This window comes from Frankia sp. R43 (assembly GCF_001306465.1).
GTDB classification, from domain to species: domain Bacteria; phylum Actinomycetota; class Actinomycetes; order Frankiales; family Frankiaceae; genus Parafrankia; species Parafrankia irregularis.
In genome coordinates, this window is the sequence record NZ_LFCW01000004.1 from 365,946 (window position 1) to 387,828 (window position 21,883).

Consider the following 21,883-nt stretch of genomic DNA (forward strand, 5'->3'; position numbering starts at 1 on the left):
CGGCGATCCGGAGCATCGGCTGCGCGGGCCGAACCACGGCAGGCTGCAGGCTTATCCGCGTTCCCCAGGTTCTTCTGCATGTTCCTTAAGCTCCCGTTAGGGCTGCGGGCCTTTGCTGAGATGACGGGGACGACGGTCGCTCGGCGGCCATGCGGGGACAGGAGCCGGTGTGGGTATCAGGGACCGTTGGCTGCTGTGGCGGCACGCCGAACGGCGAACCGTCCTGGATCGCGAGGCGACCATCGGTGACCTCGCGGACCTGCGCCGCTTCGCATGCGAGCGGCTCGGAGTCGAGTTCTACGCGGAACCGGAGACGACCGCCACCGACGCGACGGTCGTGGCCGTCGACAGTGACGGCGCCTGGATCCGGCGCCGGGTGGGCGGGCCTGCCGTCGCCCGCCGGCTCGCCCGCGATCTCGCGCTCCCCGTGTACGACGCGGCGGTTGTCGGCTATCCCCGACGCATGCGGGAGTGGGACCGGCGGAACCGGACGTAGATCTCACCGGAACCCCTGCCGGCCATCGGGGGATTCCGCACCCGGTCGCCGGCTCCAGGCGGGACCATTGCCGAATGGACGCCCAGCGGGTTCTGGTTGTCGGTAGCGGCGGGGCGGGAAAGAGCACACTGAGCCGACGGCTCGGTGAGCTCTGGGAGCTTCCGGTGGTCCATCTCGACCAGCATTTCTGGAGCCCGGGATGGGTCGAGATGCCCGACGACGCCTGGCGCGAGGTTCTCACGCGGCTCCTCGGCGCACCACAGTGGATCATGGATGGCAACTACGCCGGCACGCTGGACCTCCGGCTCCCCGCCGCCGACCTGATTCTCTTCCTCGACCTGCCACGTCGCGTCACCGTCCCACGGGTGCTGTGGCGGCGGATCAGATGGCACGGCCGGACTCGCCCGGACGTGCGGCCAGGCTGCCCCGAGCATGTCACCGGGGAGTTCCTGGCCTGGCTGTGGACCTACCCCCGAAGCGGGCGGGTCCGCCTCGTCACCGCGATCACCGAGGCTGACGCCTGGTCACGCGTCGTCCGGCTGCGCAGCCCACGCCAGGTGCGCCGGTGGCTGGCGCTGGAGGCCCAACCGGGCCGCCAGGACCGCCAGGACGGGTGTTGACCCGCGCGGCGCCGATCTAGCCGACCTGATCGGCCCCGGCCCGCTGCTCCGCCGCGCGGACCCGGTCGCGCAGCTCGTATTTGACGATCTTGCCGGTGGCGTTCAGCGGGAGGGCGTCCACGACCTCGACCCGGCGGGGCACCTTGTAGTTCGCCATCCGCTCCCGGCTCCACGCGATCACCTCGGCCGGGTCGACGGTCACTCCCGCCCGGGGGATCACGAAGGCCATGCCGACCTCGCCGAGCCGTTCGTCGGGCACCCCGATCACGGCGACCTGCGCGATCCCGCCGTGTTCCAGCAGCATCGCCTCGATCTCCGCCGGGTAGGCGTTGAAGCCACCGACGATGAACATGTCCTTCTTGCGGTCGGTGATCCGGATGTTGCCGGCCTCGTCCTGGACCCCGATGTCGCCGGAGTGCAGCCACCCGTCGGCGTCGATCGCCTCGGCGGTCGCCTCTGGGTTGTCGAAGTAGCCGCGCATCACGTTGTAGCCCCGGATGACGATCTCCCCGGGCTCCCCCGGCGGCAGCGGGGCGCCGGTGTCGTCGACGACCCGGACCTCCACCCCCGGAATGGCCCGGCCGGACGTCAGTGCGATCGTCTCCGGGTCGTCGTTCTGCCGGCACGCGGTGGCGGTGCCGGTGGTCTCGGTGAGGCCGTACGCGGTGAGCACCGTCTGCAGGCCGAGCTCCGAGCGCAGACGGCGGACCAGCTCGACGGGTACCGCGGCCGCGCCGGTGACGGCCAGGCGAAGGCTGGACAGGTCGTAGCCGGCCAGGTCGGTGTTGAGGATGCTCTGGTAGATCGCCGGCGGGCCGGGCAGCATCGTGATCCGCTCCTGCTCGACGCGCCGCAGCACGCTCGGGACGTCGAACACCGGGTGCGGCACCAGTGTCGCGCCGACGAGCAGGCAGGCGAGCAGCCCCGACTTGAGTCCCGCGGCGTGGAAGAAGGGGTAGACGAGCAGGTAGCGGTCGCCGTGGCGCAGCCCGACGAGCTGTGACCAGGAGGTGTAGACACCGGTCGACGCGCCGTGGGTGAGCATGGCGCCCTTCGGCGCGCCGGTCGTCCCCGAGGTGAACACGATGTCGGACAGGTCGTCGCCGCTCAGCGCCGCCAACCGTTCCGCCACCTCGGCGTCGAGGGCTCCGCGCTGCCCCTCGGCGCGGGCGAGGAAGTCCGGCCAGCCGGTCGCCCCCGCCCTGCCTGCGGCTGAACCCATGAGCACGATTTCCGCCAACGCCGGCGGGGCCGGCTGCTCGGCGAGCATCGCCAGGTAGTCCGTGTCGAGGAAGCCGTCGACGACGAACAGGAGCCGGGAGCCGGCGGTACTCAGGATCCGGGCCGCCTCGGCGCCCTTGAAGCGGGAGTTGATCGGCGCGAGGACCGCCCCGGCCCGGTAGACACCCAGGGCGACCAGCGCCCACTCGCAGGTGTTCGGCGCCCACACCGAGACCCGGTCACCGGCGCGGACGCCCGAGGCCACCAGCGCGCGGGCCACCTCGGCCGTGCGCGCGTCGAGATCGGCGAAGGTGAGCCGCTGGTCACCGTCGACGATCGCCTCGTCGTGTGGCCACCGCGCCGCCGCCCGGGTCAGCGCCGCCGGGATCGTCGCCGGCACCTGCTCTGGACTGCCCGCGGTCTCCGGCGACGCCACTTCCGCCGAGGCCTGGTGCGCCGACGCCATGCCCCCCGGCGCCGGGTCCGCCGACGTGGTCACCGTTGTCGTCGCCGTGGTGTCTGCCGTCGTCACCGCAGCCTGTGGTCGCGTGCTCATGTGGCACCCTTCGCCGTCGGGAGGGCCGGCCCGGCTTCGAGCACCGATGTACGGCCCGGTGCCGCGGCCGCCGGGACGGGCGGTATCACCCACAACGCGACACGCGACAGTCGCAGATTATATAAGTTATTCAATCGAGTCCGGAAGAACGGAGTGCTGGGATGCCCGACGCGACAGCGCCGCTCGCCGGCGTCCGGGTTGTCGACGTGTCGATGCTCGGGCCCGGCGCGCTCACGACACACCTCGCCGACCTGGGCGCGGACGTCATCAAGGTGGAGCCGCCCGGCGGCGACTACGTACGGCGCATGGTCTGGCCCTTCGTCGACGGGGTGTCCCTGCTGCACCTGCACATCTCCCGGGGCAAGCGCAGCATCGTCCTCGACCTGCGCACGCCCGAGGGGGTCGCGGTGTTCCACGACCTGGTCCGCGGCGCGGACGCGGTGGTCGAGGCGATGCGCCCCGGTGCGCTGGAGCGACGCGGCCTCGGCTTCGCCGCCCTGCGGGAGCTGAACCCGCGGATCGTGCTGGCGTCGATCTCCGGCTACGGGGCGAGCGGTCCATACCGTGACCTGCCCAGCCACGGGATCGCCTACGACACCTGGGCCGGGGTGGTCGCCCCCGCCGTCGACGAGGACGGCTTCACCTACCTGCCCGACCACGCCTCGATCGGCATCCACGCGGGGCCCCTGTACGGGGCGCTGACGCTGGTCGCCGCGGTGCTCTCCGCCCGCGAGACCGGGCAGGGCCGGCACGTCGAGGTCGGCCAGTCCGATGCCGCGGCCGCGATGGACTGGCTGCGGATCGAGACGTACCGGGCCTACCAGCGCCCCGAGGACGAGGTCACCGGCAACCCGTCCGACAACTACGAGCGCCGCCCCCCGGGCACCGGCGGGATGCGCGACGCCGTGCGCTACCAGGTGTACGCGACGTCCGACGGCCACGTGCTGTTCATGGCCTCGGAGCGGCGGTTCTGGCGCAACTTCTGCGCCGGGGTCGGCCGGATGGACCTGTACGAGGCCCGGCCCGGCGCCGAGTACGCCGACCACGCCCGCGGTGACGTGGAGCTGCGCGACGAGCTGCGCAAGATCTTCGCCACCCGCACGACCGCCGAGTGGGTGCGCTTCGGTGGCGAGGTCGACACCACGCTGTCGCCGGTGAACTCACCCGAGGCGATCGACACCGACCCGCAGTTCGCCGACCGGCTGCCCTGGCTGCCGGCCGCCGACCTCGGGGTGGACGAGCTGCCGTTCCCGGTGCGCCTCGACGGCCGCAACCCGGTGCCGGCACGGCGGGCCCCGACCCCCGGGCAGCAGACCGCCGAGATCCTCGGCGAACTCGGCTACGACGACGAGCGGATCGCCGCCGCGCGCGCCGCCGGCGCGTTCGGGCCGATCGAAACACCAGACATCTGATCATCTGATCCTGTAGGCGAGAAGCCGACCGGGGTGGCGTTCCCACCCCGGTCGGCGCGGATGGGAGGGCACGCCATGGGGCTGCTCGACGGCAAGGTCGCGATCATCACCGGCGCCGGCCACGGCATCGGGCGCGGGCACGCGCTCGAACTGGCCCGCCACGGGGCGAAGGTCGTCGTCAACGACCTCGGTGGATCGGTGCGCGGCGAGGGGCAGGGGCGGGCGGCCGACGAGACCGTCGCGCTGATCGAGAAGCGCGGCGGCACCGCGGTCGCCGACTACTCCGACGTGGGTGACCACGAGCAGTGCGGCACGCTGATCAAGCGGGCCATCGACGCCTTCGGCCGGCTCGACATCCTCGTGAACAACGCCGGCATCGTGCGTGACGCGGCGATCTGGAACATGCCTCCGGAGGACTTCGACGCGGTCATCCGCGTCCACGTCCGCGGCACCTGGTCGACCTGCCACCACGCGGCGCGTTACTGGCGGGCGGCCGCCAAGAGCGGCGAGACCGTGCACGGACGGATCATCAACACCACCTCGGGCGCGGGCCTCGGCGGCAACTTCGGCCAGACCAGCTACGCCGCCGCCAAGGCGGCGATCGTCGCGATCACCCAGACGCTCGCGATGGAGCTGTACCGCTCAGGTGTCACGGTGAACGCGGTCGGCCCGTCCGGACTCACCCGGATCACCGCCAGCATCCCCGGCATGGGCGACTCGTTCGAGCCGGACGCGGTGGCCGACGACGAGTGGCACGCGATGGACCCGTCCAACAGCTCGCCGCTGGTCGCCTGGCTGGCCAGCGACGAGGCGGACCACGTGACCGGCCAGGTCATCCGCTCGATCGAGGACCGGATCATCTGGATGCAGGGCTGGAAGGAGCGCAAGGTCATCGCCGCCGGCCAGAAGCGGTGGGACGCGACGAAGCTCAGCGAGGTCATCAACCAGGACCTGTTCGAGACCCGCGCCCCCGGCATGCGTTTCTGACCCCAGGAACCGAGGAGCCGAGAGATGCCCGTCGACCTCGCCGAGCTGCTGCGCCCGGCGCACACGGTCCTGCTCACCCAGGAATGCCAGAACGGCGTGGTCGGGGCCCAGAGCTCGCTGCCGGCGCTCGCCGCGGCGGCCCGGGACAGCGGCATGCTGGCCAACGCCGGCCGGCTCGCCGCCGCCGCCCGGGCCGCCGGGGCGGGCGTGCTGCACGCCATCGCGGCCCGCCGGCCGGACGGCCGCGGCGCCAGCCACAACGCCAGGCTGTTCGCCGCGGTGGAACGCGCACCGGTCCAGCAGCTGCTCGGCACCCCGGCGGTCGAGGTCGTCGACGAGATCGGGCACGCCCCGTCCGATCTCGTCTCCACCCGGCTGGCGGGCCTGTCCCCCATCGCCGGCACGGACGCCGACACCCTGCTGCGCAACCTCGGCACCCGCACCCTGGTCATCGTCGGCGTGTCCGCCAACATCGCGATTCCCAACGCGGTGTTCGACGCGGTGAACCTCGGCTACCAGGTCGTCCTCCCCCGCGACGCGATCTGCGGGGTGCCCGCCGACTACGCCGACGTCCTCATCGCCAACACCCTCTCGCTGGTCGCGACGATCACCACCACAGCCGAGATCCTCGGAATCTGGCAGCCCTGACCCGCGTGGTCGGACGTCTCCAGGCGAGGTACATCCAGTCAGGAGATGGTCGGCCGACCGTCAGGGCACGCACGCGGCTGCGATCATTGCCGTTCCCACCCCCATCCAGAGAGATCGCTACTACGATCCGACACTGTGGTGGTTACGATGACCCGCCTGAGCGCAGCGTTGTGGGCCGGAGCAGCGGTGGCCCTGGCCATGCTCGCGGTCTGGGTAACCGCCCAGCTGGTGCAGGGCGTGCGTCTTGACGGCTCCACCGGAAGGCAGCTGCAGGCGCTCCTCATCGCCGGCGTCTTCGTCGCGGCCGCCGTGTGGCTCTGCGGGCTGGCGCTGCTGGGTGACTATCTGCTCACCGCAGTCGCGCTCGCGCTGCTGCCGTTGCTGCTCGAGGTCTCAGTGGTTATCTGCCGCTGGCTGGAGCTGCCACTGAATGTGTCCGGATTCTGGCCGCTCCTCCTCGCGGCCGCCGTCATCTACGTCGTGACCGTCGTCGTCCAGAGTGCGTTGATCGCGGTCACATCGATCGGACGGTTCTACGGGGTATCGACGAAAGCACTCCGTGTCGTGACCTCCTTCGGTGTTCTCGCACTCACCACTACCGTGTTCGACGATGTGTGTGTTGAAGCCGGGCCGATATGGCGCCAGCTGCTCACACTGGCAGTTCTTGCCGTCTTGTTCATCCTGCCCGATATACACCTGAAACTCCCGGGAAGCATCACAAGCAGCCGTACGACGAGTACGACGAGCTCCAATGGGATTAACATTTCAGGCTACGGCGGCAGGGTCCATTCGACCACCGCTTCCCGGACCGTGACGCACGGGACATCGGCGAACATGTTTCCTGGCCTGCTACCTCTCGGGGTGTACGCGGTCATCGCCAACGCACTGACACTATGGCTGGTCTCCTGGGCCAGCACCGCTATGGAAATCACCTTCAGCGTGGCAGGCTTCGACACATTCCTCCTTGCCTCACTGCTGGCGACGGCTGTGATGTGGCTGTCGGGCTTACCGTTCCTGCTCTACGGCGGAGAAAACTCAGTCACGCTAAAGACCAGCAGATTCGGCTTCGGGTGGCTCAGCGCCGCGGAGGAAGAGCAGGAGAGCCCGGAAGCACCGCGTTCGACAGCACGCTTCCGCCATATGGACATAGATTTACGGCGAGGCCGCATAGTGAGGCGTGGCCGGTCGGTGTCAAACGACATCGACGTGTCGTCGAGTTGGTGGTGAACCCGCAACCGGACCGCCGGTAGGTAGGTAGGTAGGAGAATCGATCCGGGTATGGCCAGGGATCCCTGGCCATACCCGCGCCCCCGCCGGGCGATCGGCGACCGACACCTCTCGGCCGGAGTCCGTGTCAGGCGGTGGCGTTGCTCGCGAGGGCGGACAGGTCGGTGCCGGCGCCGGTGCGCTCGAAGCGGCCCTTGTCGAAGGAGCGAGTCGAGACATCGTGCCCGGCGACCTCCGCGCGCAGCGCTCCGACCGTGGAGCGCTCGCGCGGGCGGTGCGCGAACGGGTCGAACGAGTACCAGCGCATCGCGTTCTCAAACGTGATCTTGTTGAGCTCGTCGTCGGGGACGTCGGCGGCGACCACGGCCAGCTCCTCGCCCGCGTTCGGCCAGGACGAGTCCGAGTGCGGGTAGTCGCACTCCCAGGCGATGTTGTCCAGGCCGATCATGTCCCGCAGCTTGATGCCCACCGGGTCGGCGATGAAGCAGGTCAGGAAGTGCTCGCGGAACACCTCGCTGGGCAGCTTCCCGCCGAAGTCCTGGCCCGTCCACAGGTGGTGCATGTCGTAGGTGCGGTCGATGCGGTCGAGGAAGTACGGAATCCAGCCGGTTCCGCCCTCGGACAGCGCGATCCGGATCCCCGGGAACTTCTTGATCACACGCGACCACAGCAGGTCGGCGGCGGCCTGGCAGATGTTCATCGGCTGCAGGGTGATCATGACGTCGACCGGGGCGTCGGCCGCGGTCACCGACAGCTTGCCCGAGGAGCCCAGGTGGATGGAGAGCACCACGTTCTCGTCGACCAGCGCCTGCCACAGCGGGTCCCAGTGCTCGTCGTGGAAGCTGGGCAGCCCGAGGGTCGCCGGGTTCTCGGTGAAGGTGATCGAGTGGCAGCCCTTGGCCGCGAGGCGGCGCACCTCCGCGGCAGCCAGGTGTGGATCCCACAGGATCGGCAGCGCCATCGGGATGAACCGGCCCGGGTAGGCCCCGCACCACTCGTCGATGTGCCAGTCGTTGTAGGCCCGCACGACCGCCAGGGCGAGATCCTTGTCGTCCGCCGCGGAGAACACCCGGGCGCTGAAGCCGGGGAACGACGGGAAGCACATCGAGCCCAGCACCCCGCCGGCGCTCATGTCCTTCACCCGCTCGTGGATGTCGAAACAGCCCGGGCGCATCTCGTCGAAGGCCGTCGGCTCGACGCCGTACTCCTCCTTGGGCCGCCCGGCCACCGCGTTCAGCCCGATGTTCGGGATGACCGACCCGTTGAAGGTCCACACATCGGAGCCGTCGTCGAGCCGGCGCACCCGCGGCGCCACGTCGGCGAACCGGGCCGGCAGCCGGCCCTCGAACATGTTCGGCGGCTCGACCAGATGGTCGTCCACGCTGATGAGAATGAGATCGTCCGCTTTCATGCCGAGCCTCCGCTCCTCGGTATGACATCACTGTCACACTTTTTCGCTGACTGTCTAGCGACCGGTCACCCGCTGCGGGCGGCTCGCAGCCGGTCACGTATTCCTCGGACGTGATCGGCGAAGCCGGGCCGGTCGACGGACCACTGCTGCACGACGAGCTCTGCCGCGACCGCCTCGTCCGCGTCCGCGAGCGCGGCCGTGGTCCGCAGCGTCTCCTTGGTGCGGGCCACCAGGTCGTGCTGGCGCCCGGCGGCCCGCCGGGCCAGCCGGGTCGCGGCCGCGGTCAGCTCGTCGTCGGGAACGCATCGCCAGGCCAGCCCGCTGCGGGCGGCCTCCGCACCGGTCAGCCTGTCCCCGCAGAGCACGAGCGCGGCGGCGCCCTGGGTGCCGATCCGCCCGGCGAGGCGCCACAGATGACCACCGCCGGGAGCGATACCGACGTCGAGGAAGCGCGGGTCGAACGACGCCGACTCCCCGGCGATGATGATGTCGCAGGCCAGCGGCAGGTTCACCCCCGCGCCGATGGCCGCCCCGCCGACGGCCGCGATCGTCGGCACCGGGGCGTGCGCGAGCGCGAGCATGCCCGCGTAGGTGTCGGCGAGCGGGACGCGCGGCGCGATCAGGTCGTCCAGGTTGCCGCCGGCGCAGAACACCGGCGGGGCCGCGGTGAGCACGATCGCACCGGCGTCCGCGGCGAGCACCAGCTCGACCGCCTCGGCGATCGCGCAGCTCATCTCGTACGACAGCGCGTTGCGATGCGCCGGGTCGTTCAGCGTGAGCACCGCGAACCCGTCCACCTGCTCGACGGTCACCAGCGGCCCCGGGGCCGGCGCCCCGCCCATCAGCCGGTGCTCCACTGGCCGGTCGTCCCGTCAGGCCGCTCGCCGGTGGCCGCGTGCGCGCCCAGTTCCTGCAGCGCCGCCGGATCGAGCGGAGCGCTGGCCGGGTTGAGCGTCACGTCGTCGAGTGCGATCCCGCCATACATGAGCGCGAGGGCCGTGCTCTGCGCGACCGCCGCGCCGACGTCGTCCACGTGCATGAAGTCGGCGGTGACCAGGCCGGAGGACGCCCATTTCGGCAGGAGCTCACCGAGGATGTCGTCGCCGAACTCCCGGTGGATCTCGGTGGGCATCGTCGCCCCGACCGAGAGGCGCAGGAACCGGTGCTCGGGGTGTTCGCGGCGCCAGCTGCGGATGGTGTGCTCGAGCGCGGCCTTGCTCGCCGTGTAGGCGCCGAGCCCGTGCACCGGGTTCCCGACCGAGTTGGACGACAGGTAGACGAACAGGCCCGGCTCGTCGCCCCGGGCGGTGACCGCGGCCGCGGTGACCAGCGCCGGTGCGGTCACGTTCGTGGCGAAGACGTCGGACCAGGTGGCCGCGTCCGTCCTCGTCAGCAGGCTCAGCGGCGAGTACCCGATCGGGAACAGCACCGCGTCCAGGCCGCCGAAGGCCTCGGTCGCCGCCACCACGGCACGCTCGCATTCGGCGTCCACGCGCAGGTCTGCGGGTAACGCGAGCCCGCCGTCCAGGGTGGCGACGACCTCGTCGAGCTGCGCGGCACGCCGCCCGACCACAGCGACCCGCCCGCCGGCGCGGCCCAGGGCCAGAGCGGTCGCCCGCCCGATGCCGGACGACGCCCCCACCACCAGGAAGCGCCGGCCGGTCAGATCGATCGTGATGCCCATCAGATTCCCGTCAGTAGGCCGGTGAACAGAGGAGAGGGCGCAGCGCCGGCGGCGTCAGCCACGCGGCAGGCCGAGGATGCGTTCGGCGATCACGTTCAGCTGGATCTCGACGGTCCCGCCGCCGATCAGCTTCGGCGGCACCGTGAGATAGCCCTGCGCACGGGCCCCGGCCGGGCCGTCGGCGACGGCGGCGCCGGGCCCGGTCCAGCGCATCGCCCGTTCGGCCACCCGGGTGGCCAGGGTGCCCGCCAGCACCTTGGAGACGCTCGACTCCGCACCGGGGCGCAGCCCCGACAGGCTGCGCAGTGTGGTGCGCAGCGCCAGCGCGGCGAGCGCGTGCGCCGGCCCGAAGGTCTCCCCCAGCTCCCGCAGGACGTCCGACTGCTCCGCCGCGAGGCCCGGCTCGCCGGCGAGCTCCACCAGACCGACCGGGATGTGCTGCATGCCGCTGATGCTGACCCGCTCGTTGCCGAGCGTGGTTCGGGCCAGCGTCCAGCCCTGGTTCACCTCGCCGACCAGCCGGTCGTCCGGCACGAACACGTCGTTGAGGAACACCTCGTTGAACAGGAACCCGCCGTTGGCCTCCTGCAGCGGGCGGATCTCCAGCCCGGGGGCGGCCATGTCGACCAGGAAGTAGGAGATGCCCTTGTGCTTGGGGGCGTCCGGGTCGGTGCGGGCCAGGCAGATGCCGTACTGCGCCTCGTGCGCCTTCGACGTCCAGACCTTCTGCCCGTTGAGCCGCCAGCCGCCGTCGACCTTCTCGGCGCGGGTGGACAGCGCGGCGAGGTCGGAGCCGGCGCCGGGCTCGCTGAACAGCTGGCACCATTCGATGTCGCCGCGCAGCGTCGCCGGGACGAAGAAGTCCCGCTGGGCGTCGGTGCCGTGGGCGAGGACCGTCGGCAGCGCCCAGTCACCGACGATGAGCATCGGCGGCGTCAGGCCGGCACGCTCGTACTCACGCTGGATGACGAGCTGCTCGATCGGGCTCGCGCCGAGGCCGTACGGCCGCGGGTAGTGCGGCACGACCAGCCCTTCCTCGGCCAGGCGCAGGCGCCGGGCGGGGCCGTCGGCGGGCAGCGCCGCGACCTCGGCGAGGATGCCGGCGATCCGCTCCCGGAACGCGGGGTCGGCGTCGGAGAGGTCGACGTCGAAGTCGCGGGACGTCGTCCGGACCCGCTCGCCGAGCTCACGCTGCCAGCGGCTGGCCGGGCCGAGCAGGTTCTCCAGCACCATCGCCCGGCGCCAGTAGAAGTGGGCGTCGTGCTCCCAGGTGTAGCCGATGCCGCCGAGCAGGGTGATCGTCGCGAGCCCGAGGTCGGTGGCACCGGGCAGGCAGACCGCCGCCGCCCCGGCCGCCGCGACCGCGAGCTGCTCGTCGCTCTCGTCGAGCGCCCGGGCACCGTCCCACGCGGCGGCGGCCATGGTCTGGACGTCGACGAACATCCGGGCGCACTTGTGCTTGATCGCCTGGAAGGAGCCGACGGGCCGGCCGAACTGCTCCCGCACCTTGACGTAGGCGACGCCGGTGTCGACGCACCACTGGGCGAGACCGGTCGCCTCGGCGGCGAAGAGCACCGCGGCGACGGCCCGCACCTGCGAGGAACCGACCGCGACACACCGGTCGGCGCTGATCAGCACGTCGTCCAGCGTCACCGGGCCGACCGCCCGGGTGTGGTCGACCGGCTCGCCGGCGCGGACGTCCACCCCCGGGCCGGGCTCCACGACGAACCAGATCTCGTCACCGGCCGGTGCGGTCGCGCCCAGCAGCAGCAGGGAGGCGCCGGGCGCGCCGAGCACCGGATCGGTCGTGCCGCTCACCCGGTAGCCGCCGTCACCGGCCGGCTTCGCCGCGAGCCCGGCCGCGGAGAGGGCGGTGGCCCCGACGGACCCTTCCGCCAGTGCCGGCAGGGTCCGCTTGCGCAGGTCGTCATCCCCGTAGCGGGCCAGCACCGAGCTGGTCAGCAGGGATGGCAGCAGCGGCCCGGGCAGCAGGCCGCGCGCGGCCTCCTCGACCACGACGGCCAGCGCCACCGGCCCGGCGCCGGCCCCGCCGTGCTCCTCGGGCAGGTGCAGGGCGGTCAGCCCCTGTTCGACGACGCCCGGCCAGTAGTCGGGCAGTGCGCCGCCGACCCACTCCGGCATCGCCGCCCGGACCACGGCGGACGGCGCGTGGCGGGCCACGAACCCCCGCACCGAGTCGGCGAGTGCCGCGTGGTCGTCGTCAAGACCGATGGACACGTCTGTCTCTCCTAGCTGCCGTCAGCTGCCGTGCCGCTGCCGGCTCAGGCGTCCAGTTTCAGAACTCGGCGGGCGTTCTCATGCAGGAACTTCGGCCACACCTCGTCGCGGAACGGGACGTCCTGCATGTCCCGCATGATGCGCTCGAGGGTCAGCCCCATGGGGAAGTAGCCCGCGTAGATGACCTTGTCGGCCCCGCGCCTGTTCGCGAAGTCGATGATGTCCTTCGGGTAGTACTTCGGCGCGAAGGCGGACGTCGAGTAGTAGAGGTTCGGCCACTTGAGCAGCAGCTTCACCGCCAGCTCCGTCCACGGCTCGCAGCCGTGCCGGGTGACGAACACCAGGTCCGGGAAGTCGTACATCACCTGGTCGATGAGCTCGACCTTCTGCGGAGCGAACGGCAGCCGCGGGCCGGGCACGCCGGCGCAGACGAAGATGGGAATCCCCAGCTCGACGCACTTGGCGTAGATCGGGTACATCTTCTCGTCGTTGATCGCGACCTGCGGGAAGGTGCCGGCGGGGAAGACACCCACCGCCTTCACCCCATGGGTCTCGTAATCGGCGACCAGACCGCGAACACTGCCCATGACATCGGACGGGTTCTCGATCGTCGCGCTCGGCACGAACCGGTCCGGGAAGGTACGCAGAGCCACCTGGGCGGCTTCACCGCGGCAGCCGATCAGGCCCTTCTCGACGTTGTAGCGGTCCATCTCGCCCAGGGTGACGCTGACCGGGTCATCCGTTGGCAGATCGTGCGGCACGCTCTTGAACATGTACTCGGCCGGGAACGCGAACGCCCTCGACTCGGAGTCCTTGAGCTGACGCCGGATGAAGTCGTACTGGGAGGAGTCCTTGGTCGGAAAGGCGATCATCGTGTCGATGACCGGGACTCCCAGGGGAAACGCCATGGCTTCATGATCCTTCGGAGGTCGGGAGGTGGTGGCGGGCAGGGCCGGCGGGCGTCGACCGGCGGGTCAGGTCCAGATCAGCTTCGTGGTGGTCGTCCGCGCCGAACGCTCGCAGCGCCTCATCCGCCATGCCGCACCTCTCCCGGGTCACGGTGACCTTCGACGATGCCCAGCAGACCAGCTGGCCGGCCGGCTGTCAGCACCGGAGGCGCCGTCGTCAGGTCGAATATAATATTCAAACTGCGAACTGGCACCTGCCGTGCCGCCGCAGACCTCCCGAGGAGACACCCGTGACCGACGCTGTTGTTGTGTCGACCGCCCGCACCGCCATCGGGAGGGCCCGCAAGGGCTCCCTCGTCGGGCTGGACGCCTTCGCCCTCGCCGAGGCGGTCGTTCCCGCCGTGGTGGAACGCGCCGGCGTGCCCGTCAGCGACATCGACGACCTCGTGCTGGCCGAGAGCTACCAGGGCGGTGGCGTGATCGCCCGGCACACCGCCGTCCGCATCGGCCTGACCGACGTGTCGGGCCTGGCCACCAACCGGCACTGCGCCTCCGGCCTGAGCGCCGTCGCGATCGCCGCCGCCGGCATCCGCGCCGGGATGGAGAAGGTCGTCGTCGCCGGCGGCACCGAAAGCCTCAGCAACCAGATCCTCGGCTCGCGCCGTGACGCCGACGGCAACCAGAAGATCTGGATGTCGCCGCCGAACCCGGACACCCCGGAGGCACCGTCGTTCGACATGCCGATCACCGTCGGCGAGAACACCGCCCGCGAGATGGGGCTGACCCGCCGCGACGTCGACGAGTGGACCGTCTACACCCAGGAGCGCGCGCTGGCCTCGATCGACGCCGGCGCCTTCGTCGACGAGATCATCCCACTGGACGTCACCCTGCCCGACGGCACGACCAAGCGGTTCGACACCGACGAACACCCCCGCCGCGGCACGACCCTGGAGCGCCTCGCCGAACTGCCGGTGATTCGCCCCGACTACCCGAACCCCACCGTCACCGCCGCGAACTCGGCCGGGCTCAACGACGCCGCCGCCGCGGTCACCCTGACCAGCGACGACTACGCCGCCGCCAACGGCCTCACCCCGCTGGCCCGGATCCGCTCCTGGGCCACCGCCGGGATCGACCCGGCCCTGACCGGCCTCGCCCCCACCCTGGCGATCCCCAAGGCCCTCGACCGCGCCGGGCTGACCATTTCCGACATCGCCCTGTTCGAGATCAACGAGGCGTTCTGCTCCGTCCCGGTCGCCGCGATCCGCAAGCTCGGCCTCGACCCCGCGATCGTCAACGTCAACGGCAGTGGCGCGAGCCTCGGCCACCCGATCGCCGCCACCGGCGCCCGCATGATCGTCACCATGATCGGCGAGCTGCGCCGCCGCGGCGCGAGCCTCGGCGTCGTCTCCATGTGCGCCGGCGGCGGCATGGGCGCCGCGATGGTTATCGAGATCGTCTGACGTCTCTTCATGTCACCGGACCCTCCATCCGATGACAGTCATTGATCGGCCGGTTCGGCGGCACACGCGTCGCCCTGACTGTCCAACAGGGCGTACGGCGCCTCGCTCCGCTTAGCGGGTCGCCGCTGAACCGGCGGATCTCCGACTGCTGTTGACGGGGCTCCGGCCAGCATCCATGACCGTCCACGCCCAGGAACCAAACCACCCGATGTCACATCGGGGCTGACCAGACACCGCCGGACCTCCGAGCCATGTCAACAATCCCTAGTCTGAGCTTCAAAATCTGCCGGATCCTGGAATCCCCTATCGGTCAGCACCTTGCCCGGCCGCAGGCTCTCAATGGTGAAGCCAGCGCTGACTCTGAGCCTCCTGTTTGTCGAGACCTCGAAGATTACCGGATCCCCTCGGTCGAACACCTTTAACGGAACAGTCGTGGTAAATCCGCCCGGTGGACCTCCAAGGCGAAAGATCGAGGTGTCCGCTCGATCCCCTCGATCCACTTGATCAATCTGCCACAAACTCTCAAGATCATCCGTGTTGCTATACAGGGTCAAACTTTCAATGTTCTCGTTAGGACAGCGGAGAAGCTGGAACAGGACTCGATCTCCGTCGACCATGACACCGGTGTCAGTACTGCGCGTTCCCGGATCGGAAGGAAAGAAGACTGCGCAGGAGCATACGCCGAGCAATATCCCTGCCACTGCCGCGGCGACGGCAGTGGATCTCACGGATTTTGCCACTCAGTATCCTCCGTCGCCAAGTCCAGCCCATCGCTCGAAGTAGCTCTTCCGTGGACCACCACGGAGAGCACTCTGGGCGGAGTCAAGACCGTAAGCCGCGGCGAATCCAAGTCCACCGAACAGGGCCCACTGATCCGAATGACGGCTCTCATGTCGCAGGCGTCTCGGGGAACGGTAGACGGGTGAACTCCCACTGTATATGTACACATTCCCATACGTCGTGCCCCCGCGACCGTGGGCCCAGCTCTTTCCGCCGCTGCACACAACCTGGAGGTTCGCGCGCCAGCTGCAATGGCTTCCCGACAGGCGCGCCAGTCCGTATCCTAGGGCGGTCACGCGGGCGTTCTTGACAAATCTTGCAACGTTGTAGACACGCCGGCACGCCTTGCATTTGATGCCGAACATGCGTCCGTCGAGGTCGAAGGTGTTGTAGGGGTCCTGGTGGGCGTAGTCGTAGGGGTTGTCGGAGCCGCCGGGGACGGGGTCGGTGGAGAGGAAGCGGCCGAGGTTGGGGTCGTAGAGGCGGACGCCCATGAGGGTGAGGCCGGAGAGGGTGTCGCGGGAGCGTTGTTTGGCGCCGAGCCATCCGTAGCGGGCGTAGGCCGAGGAGCTGAAGTAAGGGACGCCGAACTCGGTGGATTCGCTGTAGCTGGTGATGGAGCTGGCGGTGGTGGTGTCGTCGACGGTGGCGATGATGTCGCCGTGGAGGTTCGCCAACTGGAGGGTGACGGTGCCGGTGTCGGTCTGGGTGGCGGCGAGGTCTCCGCCGATGCCGGTGATGTTGCGGGTCCAGGTGGTGCCCGTACCGATCCAGGCGGGGCTGTCGGTGCCGGCGGAGGTGTAGTGGTTGGTTGTGGTCGTGCTGCCGACGGTCTGGGAGCGGAGCCGGCGGGCGGGGTCGAGGGCGTAGCTGCGGGTGGTGCCGGCGACGTTTTCGGAGGCGACCATGTCGTTCACGTAGTAGCCGATGGTTGCCGAGCTGCCGGCGGGTGGGTAGGGGTCGGTGGTGGTGCGGCCGAACAGGTCGTAGACGTAGCCGGTGGTGGTAAGCCGGTCGGCCTGGTCATAGGTGAAACCGTAGCCGGTTGGGGTGGTGGTGGTGGAGCAGGTTCCTGTTTCGCTGCCGCCGGCGTCGGGATAGCTGGTGAGCGCGGTCCGGTTGGATTCGGGGTCGTAGGTGTAGACGCGGGTGGTGCAGTTCGCGGGGCCGCCGTAGGCGACGGTGTCGGCGACGGAGGTGAGGCGTCCGGAGAGGTCATAGCCGAGGTTTTTCGCGGAGACGGGTGAGGTGTCGAGGCGGATCTGTTCGTGGATGGAGTTGGCCTGGGTGAAGGTGAGCCAGGGGGTTCCGCTTTTGGTGTAGGTGAGGCTGGTGGGTTCGGCGTTGTTGTCGTAGCGGGTGGCGGCGACCAGGCCGTTCGGGTAGGTCTGGGTGGTGAGTTTGCCGTCGGCGTTGTAGGTGGCGGTGAACGTGGACGGTGCCGTTCCGGCGCCGACGTTGAGGCTGGTCACCAGGCCGCGATGTTCGCTGGCGCCGTCGTAGGTGTAGGTGTAGGTGCCTTTTCCGTCGCCCGTCGTGGTGACCTGGCTGTCGATGTCGTAGCCGGTGGTGGAGGTGTTCCCGTCGGCGTCGGTCTGGGAGGTGACCCGGCCCCAGCTGTCGTAGCCGGTGGTCAGGGTGATCCCGCTCGCGGTGGTGGTCGTGGCCTGGCCGGACGCGGGGTCGTAGCCGTAGGTCGCGGTGGGGACCGTGGTGCCACCGTCCGCGGCCGGGCTCGCCACGACCGCCTCGGATGTCTTACGGCCGGCGGTGTCGTAGGCGTAGGTGGTGGTCCGGGTGGTGCTGTTGACCGTCTCGACCTCGGTCAGCACCTGGTTGAGGCTGTTGTAGGTGTACGTCGACACCGGCAGCGGGTTGCCCGAGGTGGGCTGGGCGGCGGGGCCGCTGGTGCAGGCCAGCCCGGTGCGGGAGGCGTTCACGCAGCTACCGGAGCCGGTGGCGGTGTAGTAGGTGGTCACGCCGGTGAAGGCGTCGGTGCCGGCGCTGTTCGCCTTCGGCTGGCGCGACTCGACCGTGTTCCCGGCCGCGTTGTAGTAGGTGGTGCGGACGATGTCGGGGGTGGAGCCGCCGCCCATCCAGGTGGCGACCGTCGTCGGCTTGCGCAGCGCCCAGCCGGAGGTCGACGGGTCTGCGCCGGTCTTCGCCTCGTAGCCGTTCACGGTCTTGCGGGAGTCGACATCGGTCCCGTTGGCCAGGCGGGTGCTGGTGGTGATCGTGGTCGCCAGCCGGTACGGGTCGGTCGAGGAGGGGGCGCCCTGGTCGTAGTCGGTGTGCACGTGCTGGCGGGCGGAGTAGCGGGCGCCGGCGTTGTCGACGATCTGGTGGGTCGGGCCGTAGGTGTCGGTGACGACAACCCCGTCGGAGCTGTAGACGGTCTGCTCGTCGAGCTGCTGGGAGCGGGCCGCGGAGCTGGTCAGGGCCGTCACGGTCATGTCGGTGTCGGCGGTCGGGGTGATCGCCTGGTTGCGGTTCTCCGCCGACAGGGTGCGGATCGTGTTGCCCTTGGCGTCGTGCTCGGTGGTGGCGATCTGCCAGGCGCCGTTGCCGTAGGAGGCGGAGTTGACCTGCTTGCCGTCGGCGTTGAGGTAGGTCAGGTTCGCGTACGGCCAGTCCGTCGAGGACGGGATCGCCGCCGGGACATGACTGGCGGGGAACACCGCCGCCCCGTACAGCGGGATGTCGGTCTGCGCCCAGTTCGCGACCTGGGCCGGGGCCAGGTCGATCGGCGCCCCCGTCCCGGTCACGGCCACGTCGTAGACGACCGTCTGGGTCGCGGTTCCGCCGCCGGGTACGGGCCGGGAGGCGGTGTACAGGCGGGCGGCGCCGTCGTAGGTCAGGGTCCAGGTCGCCTGCCCGGGTGGGGTGATCTGCGTGAGGCGGCCGGCGGCGTCATAGGCGTAGGTGGTGGTCAGGCCGGTGCGGGGGTCCTTCGCCGAGCGCAGTTTTCCGGCCGAGTCATAGGCGTAGGCGGCCACGTTGACCGGGGCGTCGCCGTTGAGGGACATCGCGATCGAGGTCAGCCGGCCGGTGTAGTCACCCCAGGTCGCCGGGTCGGTGCCGGTGCCGGTCGCGGTGGTCGAGGCGGCGTAGCCGATGATCAGCGCCCGGCAGCCGGCGACCAGGGTGGTGCAGGTGACGCCGGCGGGCACCGGGGCGAGGATGCGGGTGGTCCGCCCGGAAGAGTCGGTGGTGAAGGTGGAGGTGGTGTTCGTGCCCGGTTCGATGACCTGGCTGACCCGCCACACCGTCGCTCCGCCCACGGTCTGCGCGGTGTAGATCGTGCGGGTGCTGTCGACCTCGGTGAGGGTGAACTGGGTGGCCGAGTCCTTCGCCAGCTTCGACCCGTCCGCCGCGACGTCCCCGACACCGCTGTAGGTGTAAGGGTAGGTGCCGGAACCGGTGCGGACGTAGACGTCCTGCACGCCGTTCTCATCGGTGAGCGCGGCGTAGCCGTCGGTGGCGGTGTAGTCGGTGAGGGTGCGGTCCGCGGAGCCGGCGTCAGGGCCGGGCATGCTCGCCGTCCAGCCCGGGCCGAACACACCGGCTGTGCCACCCAGCGCGAGGGTGGTGAACGAGCGGCCGACGGTCAGCTCGCCCGTATAGGTCGGCATCGACACGTCGGTCGACGAGACCGAGTAGTCGCCGGTCAGCAGGGCGACGGTGCCGGGGCCGACCGCCTGGGTGGCGTCGGCGTCGGCGAACGCGCGCCGGGCGAACTGCACAGTGTGCAGCGGAGCGCACGACACGGTGTTCGCCGCGTCCCGGAAGCAAGCCTGGACCTGCACCGGTCCGTCGGGCGCGCCGAACCCGGTCAGGGTGGCGTTGAGGTCCCAGGTTAGCTTGTCGAACAGGCCCGACCCGTTACGGTTCATCGGCCAGGTCGGATGGGTCGACGTCCCGGCCACCGTCACGTCGGTGGTCGGGACGTCGACCCACGCCGTGGCGGTGTTGGTGCCCATCCGGTACTGGAAGGTCACCTTCGTCTGCGCCGCGGGGGCCTGCCCTTCCAGGGTGGTGTACCGCTGGACCCGTGCCCCCTCGGCGGGCTGCGCGAGCGCCCCTGAGCCGACCCCGAACCCGTACGACACCACCGACGAGAGGTTGCCCGACTTGTCCTTGGTCCGCAGGTAGAGGGTGTGCAGCCCACCGCCCGGGCTCAGCGTCGGGGTGGTGGTCGCCGTCGTCTCCGTGGCCGGTGAGGGCTGGTCGAGGCCGTAGAGGAACGACTGGGTGTCACCGCCCGGGGACGTCCAGGAGAAGGTGCCGGAGGTGGCCGTGCCCCAGCCCCCGGACGCCCAGGCCGCGGAGGTCAGACCGGTCGGCGCGGCGGGGGCGGTGGTGTCGACGGTGAAGGGGATCCACCCGGACCAGGCCTGTGAGTAGTCGACCCCGTCGTAGGCGCGCGACCGCCACTGGTACGCGGTGCCGTTGGTGAGCAGGCCTGAGGGCACCGTCCACGAGCCGACCGAGTTCGACGTCACGTCCGTCACCGACCCGCTGGTGACCATCGTCGTCCCGGCGGAGTTCCACACCTCGAAATCAAGCCGGACGGGGCTGCCTTCGGGGTCCAGCGAGCCACCCGACAGCGTCGGGGTGGTGGTGTTTGTCAGCACCATCGCAGGGGTGCCGCCGCACTGCGCCGAGCACGGCTTGGTGAAACGCCCGGCGACCGTGCCCGGATACGAGTTGTACGTGGTGGAGATGTGCGGGCCGAGGAACGTGTCGCCCGAGTAGAAGTACTTGAACTGGTTGGCGTCCGCCTCGTTCGGCGCCCGCAGGGTGAGGGTTTCCGGTGACGGGTAGCCGTTGTGCGCCCAGGCGTCGACCAGCCCGGTGATGTCGATGTTCGTGCCGCCCGAGGAGGTGCACGATCCGCCGTTGTTGAAGGTGGCGCTCCCCCAGGTGATCCCGTCCGCGCTGGGTTGGGTGGCCCAGGTGGTGCCCGCGCCCATCCCGCCGGCCCCCTGCACGATCGTCGGCTGGGTGGTGCAGGTCGCGGATCCCGCCTGCCACAGGTTCAGCACGGCGGAGGTGACGTGCTTGCCCTTGATGGCCGAGTCGTCGAAGCGCAGGAAGGACCGGTTCACCGCCGCGCCGGCGTAGTTCCCGACCCGCAGGTACTCGTAGGTGTCGTAGTTCGTGGTCGTGTAAACGTTGTTGACGTCGGTGTCGAGGTTGTCGGCGAGGGTGGCAGCCGGGTCGATGGTCACCGGGTACTGCCGGGCCGGGTCGGTGAGCCAGGCCTTGTCCGGCTTCAGCGCCAGCGTGGGCCTGTCCGCCTTCGCGGTGTCGAGCGTCGCGGCGACGTCGCGGACCCGGTCAGGAAGCTTGCTGGTCGGGTCGACATGGGAATCCCACATCAGCGGCACAGGCGAGCGTGCGGTCACCCTCCCGCCGGCGGACATCCGCAGCTCCCCACCGGGGGTGCGGGTGGCGGTGACTCCCTTCAGCCGCATCGGCAGGGACAGCGCCGCCTGCGCGGCGGCCGGGGTGTACGCGACGATCTGCACGTCGTAGCCGGTCGGGAAGACCTTGACGACCAGGTCGGTGTCCTTGGCGACGCCCTTGTAGGAGGCGGTGTTGTCCTTCAGCTCCGGAGTGGGCAGCGCACCTGGCCAGCCGAAGGCGATCTCCCGGTCACCGTCGACGAGCGTGGCGACGTCACCGGCCTTCGAACCACCAGCCGACAGCTCGACGCCCGCCTTCGCGACCTTCGGCGTGACCTTCCCGTCGGCGAGGACCAGCGTCGAGTCGACGTCGGCCCAGTCCTCCCCTCGACGCACCCGACGGATGCCCGAGTACGAGTCGACGGTGACCGTGCCATCCGGGTTCACGAACGTCGAGGTCGACTCCGTCCGCTCACCGGTCACCTCGATACGGCGCTTTTCCGCGCGTGCCGTGAGCTGCGCGGAAACAAAATCCGGACGTTCCGCGGGCCCGGTCGCAGCCGGCGCCGGGGCGGGCGTCGCAGCCGGAGTTGCGGCCTGGGCGGACTTCCCACCGGTCGGCAGGAAGTCGGCGACTGTTGCCGCCAGCAGTGCGACTAACAGCACACACAAGAACCGGGATGTCCACCCGCGACGCAACACGCCATGCCGCTGCACGCCAACTCCGTTCGTCCAGGCGAAACGCTGGAACAAAAGCAGGACAGCGCGGTCGGATGGCCGCTTCCGCCAAACACCGCGATGGGCACCAAAAAATGGCAGAAGCGAAG

The 21,883-nt window shown here is 70.2% G+C and carries 16 protein-coding genes; 7 read left to right on the plus strand and 9 right to left on the minus strand.

What is annotated here, in order from left to right; genetic code table 11:
• The first annotated feature begins 169 nt into the window (after nucleotides 1-169).
• Together ACG83_RS18955 and ACG83_RS18960 are read left to right on the plus strand one after the other, a co-directional pair.
• Nucleotides 170-496 carry a hypothetical protein gene (locus ACG83_RS18955; protein WP_054567551.1) on the plus strand — a complete coding sequence of 109 codons (327 nt, stop codon included), beginning with the start codon at nucleotides 170-172 and terminating at the stop codon, nucleotides 494-496.
• A 74-nt stretch (nucleotides 497-570) separates the two neighbouring features.
• The gene (locus ACG83_RS18960) at nucleotides 571-1,116 is read left to right on the plus strand and encodes an adenylate kinase (protein ID WP_054567552.1); all 546 of its coding nucleotides are present in this window, start codon (nucleotides 571-573) and stop codon (nucleotides 1,114-1,116) included.
• A 16-nt stretch (nucleotides 1,117-1,132) separates the two neighbouring features.
• Here ACG83_RS18960 and ACG83_RS18965 read toward each other — a convergent pair whose 3' ends face one another.
• The gene (locus ACG83_RS18965) at nucleotides 1,133-2,893 is read right to left on the minus strand and encodes a FadD3 family acyl-CoA ligase (RefSeq protein ID WP_235498014.1); all 1,761 of its coding nucleotides are present in this window, start codon (nucleotides 2,891-2,893) and stop codon (nucleotides 1,133-1,135) included.
• Between the two features lie 161 nt (nucleotides 2,894-3,054).
• On the opposite strand from ACG83_RS18965, the gene ACG83_RS18970 reads away from it, so the two are divergent.
• The 4 genes from ACG83_RS18970 (at nucleotide 3,055) to ACG83_RS18985 (ending at nucleotide 7,167) form a co-directional block, all read left to right on the plus strand.
• A complete protein-coding gene (locus ACG83_RS18970) occupies nucleotides 3,055-4,305 on the plus strand; it encodes a CaiB/BaiF CoA-transferase family protein (protein ID WP_054567553.1) in 1,251 nt (416 codons plus the stop codon).
• Nucleotides 4,306-4,380: 75 nt separating this feature from the next.
• Complete coding sequence (locus ACG83_RS18975) at nucleotides 4,381-5,292, plus strand: SDR family NAD(P)-dependent oxidoreductase (RefSeq protein WP_054567554.1); 912 nt, start codon at nucleotides 4,381-4,383, stop codon at nucleotides 5,290-5,292.
• A gap of 24 nt (nucleotides 5,293-5,316) precedes the next feature.
• Nucleotides 5,317-5,940, plus strand: a complete 624-nt coding sequence (locus ACG83_RS18980) for an isochorismatase family protein (RefSeq protein ID WP_054567555.1) — start codon at nucleotides 5,317-5,319, stop codon at nucleotides 5,938-5,940.
• 147 nt (nucleotides 5,941-6,087) lie between these two features.
• Nucleotides 6,088-7,167 carry a hypothetical protein gene (locus ACG83_RS18985; protein WP_152991441.1) on the plus strand — a complete coding sequence of 360 codons (1,080 nt, stop codon included), beginning with the start codon at nucleotides 6,088-6,090 and terminating at the stop codon, nucleotides 7,165-7,167.
• Nucleotides 7,168-7,294: 127 nt separating this feature from the next.
• On the opposite strand, the gene ACG83_RS18990 is transcribed toward ACG83_RS18985, so the two are convergent.
• From ACG83_RS18990 to ACG83_RS47615, 6 genes are all read right to left on the minus strand, one after another.
• Nucleotides 7,295-8,578: an amidohydrolase family protein gene (locus tag ACG83_RS18990; RefSeq protein WP_054567557.1), complete on the minus strand. Its 1,284-nt coding sequence runs from the start codon at nucleotides 8,576-8,578 to the stop codon at nucleotides 7,295-7,297.
• Nucleotides 8,579-8,643: 65 nt separating this feature from the next.
• Nucleotides 8,644-9,420, minus strand: a complete 777-nt coding sequence (locus ACG83_RS18995; protein ID WP_054567904.1) for an enoyl-CoA hydratase-related protein — start codon at nucleotides 9,418-9,420, stop codon at nucleotides 8,644-8,646.
• Nucleotides 9,420-10,262 carry an SDR family oxidoreductase gene (locus ACG83_RS19000; protein WP_054567558.1) on the minus strand — a complete coding sequence of 281 codons (843 nt, stop codon included), beginning with the start codon at nucleotides 10,260-10,262 and terminating at the stop codon, nucleotides 9,420-9,422. The genes ACG83_RS18995 and ACG83_RS19000 overlap by 1 nt, the downstream gene beginning before the upstream one ends.
• Before the next feature lie 54 nt (nucleotides 10,263-10,316).
• Complete coding sequence (locus ACG83_RS19005; protein ID WP_054567559.1) at nucleotides 10,317-12,500, minus strand: acyl-CoA dehydrogenase; 2,184 nt, start codon at nucleotides 12,498-12,500, stop codon at nucleotides 10,317-10,319.
• 44 nt (nucleotides 12,501-12,544) lie between these two features.
• Complete coding sequence (locus ACG83_RS19010; protein WP_054567560.1) at nucleotides 12,545-13,408, minus strand: amidohydrolase family protein; 864 nt, start codon at nucleotides 13,406-13,408, stop codon at nucleotides 12,545-12,547.
• 4 nt (nucleotides 13,409-13,412) lie between these two features.
• Entirely contained in the window at nucleotides 13,413-13,538 is a 126-nt protein-coding gene (locus ACG83_RS47615) for a hypothetical protein (protein WP_255354758.1), read from the minus strand.
• Between the two features lie 160 nt (nucleotides 13,539-13,698).
• Here ACG83_RS47615 and ACG83_RS19015 point away from each other — a divergent pair, with 160 nt between their 5' ends.
• Nucleotides 13,699-14,868, plus strand: a complete 1,170-nt coding sequence (locus tag ACG83_RS19015) for a thiolase family protein (protein ID WP_054567561.1) — start codon at nucleotides 13,699-13,701, stop codon at nucleotides 14,866-14,868.
• Between the two features lie 254 nt (nucleotides 14,869-15,122).
• On the opposite strand, the gene ACG83_RS44315 is transcribed toward ACG83_RS19015, so the two are convergent.
• On the minus strand, nucleotides 15,123-15,608 hold the full coding sequence (locus ACG83_RS44315; protein WP_152991442.1) for a hypothetical protein: 486 nt from the start codon (nucleotides 15,606-15,608) through the stop codon (nucleotides 15,123-15,125).
• On the minus strand, nucleotides 15,609-21,722 hold the full coding sequence (locus ACG83_RS47620) for a DNRLRE domain-containing protein (protein ID WP_255354759.1): 6,114 nt from the start codon (nucleotides 21,720-21,722) through the stop codon (nucleotides 15,609-15,611).
• Between the last annotated feature and the right edge of the window lie 161 nt (nucleotides 21,723-21,883).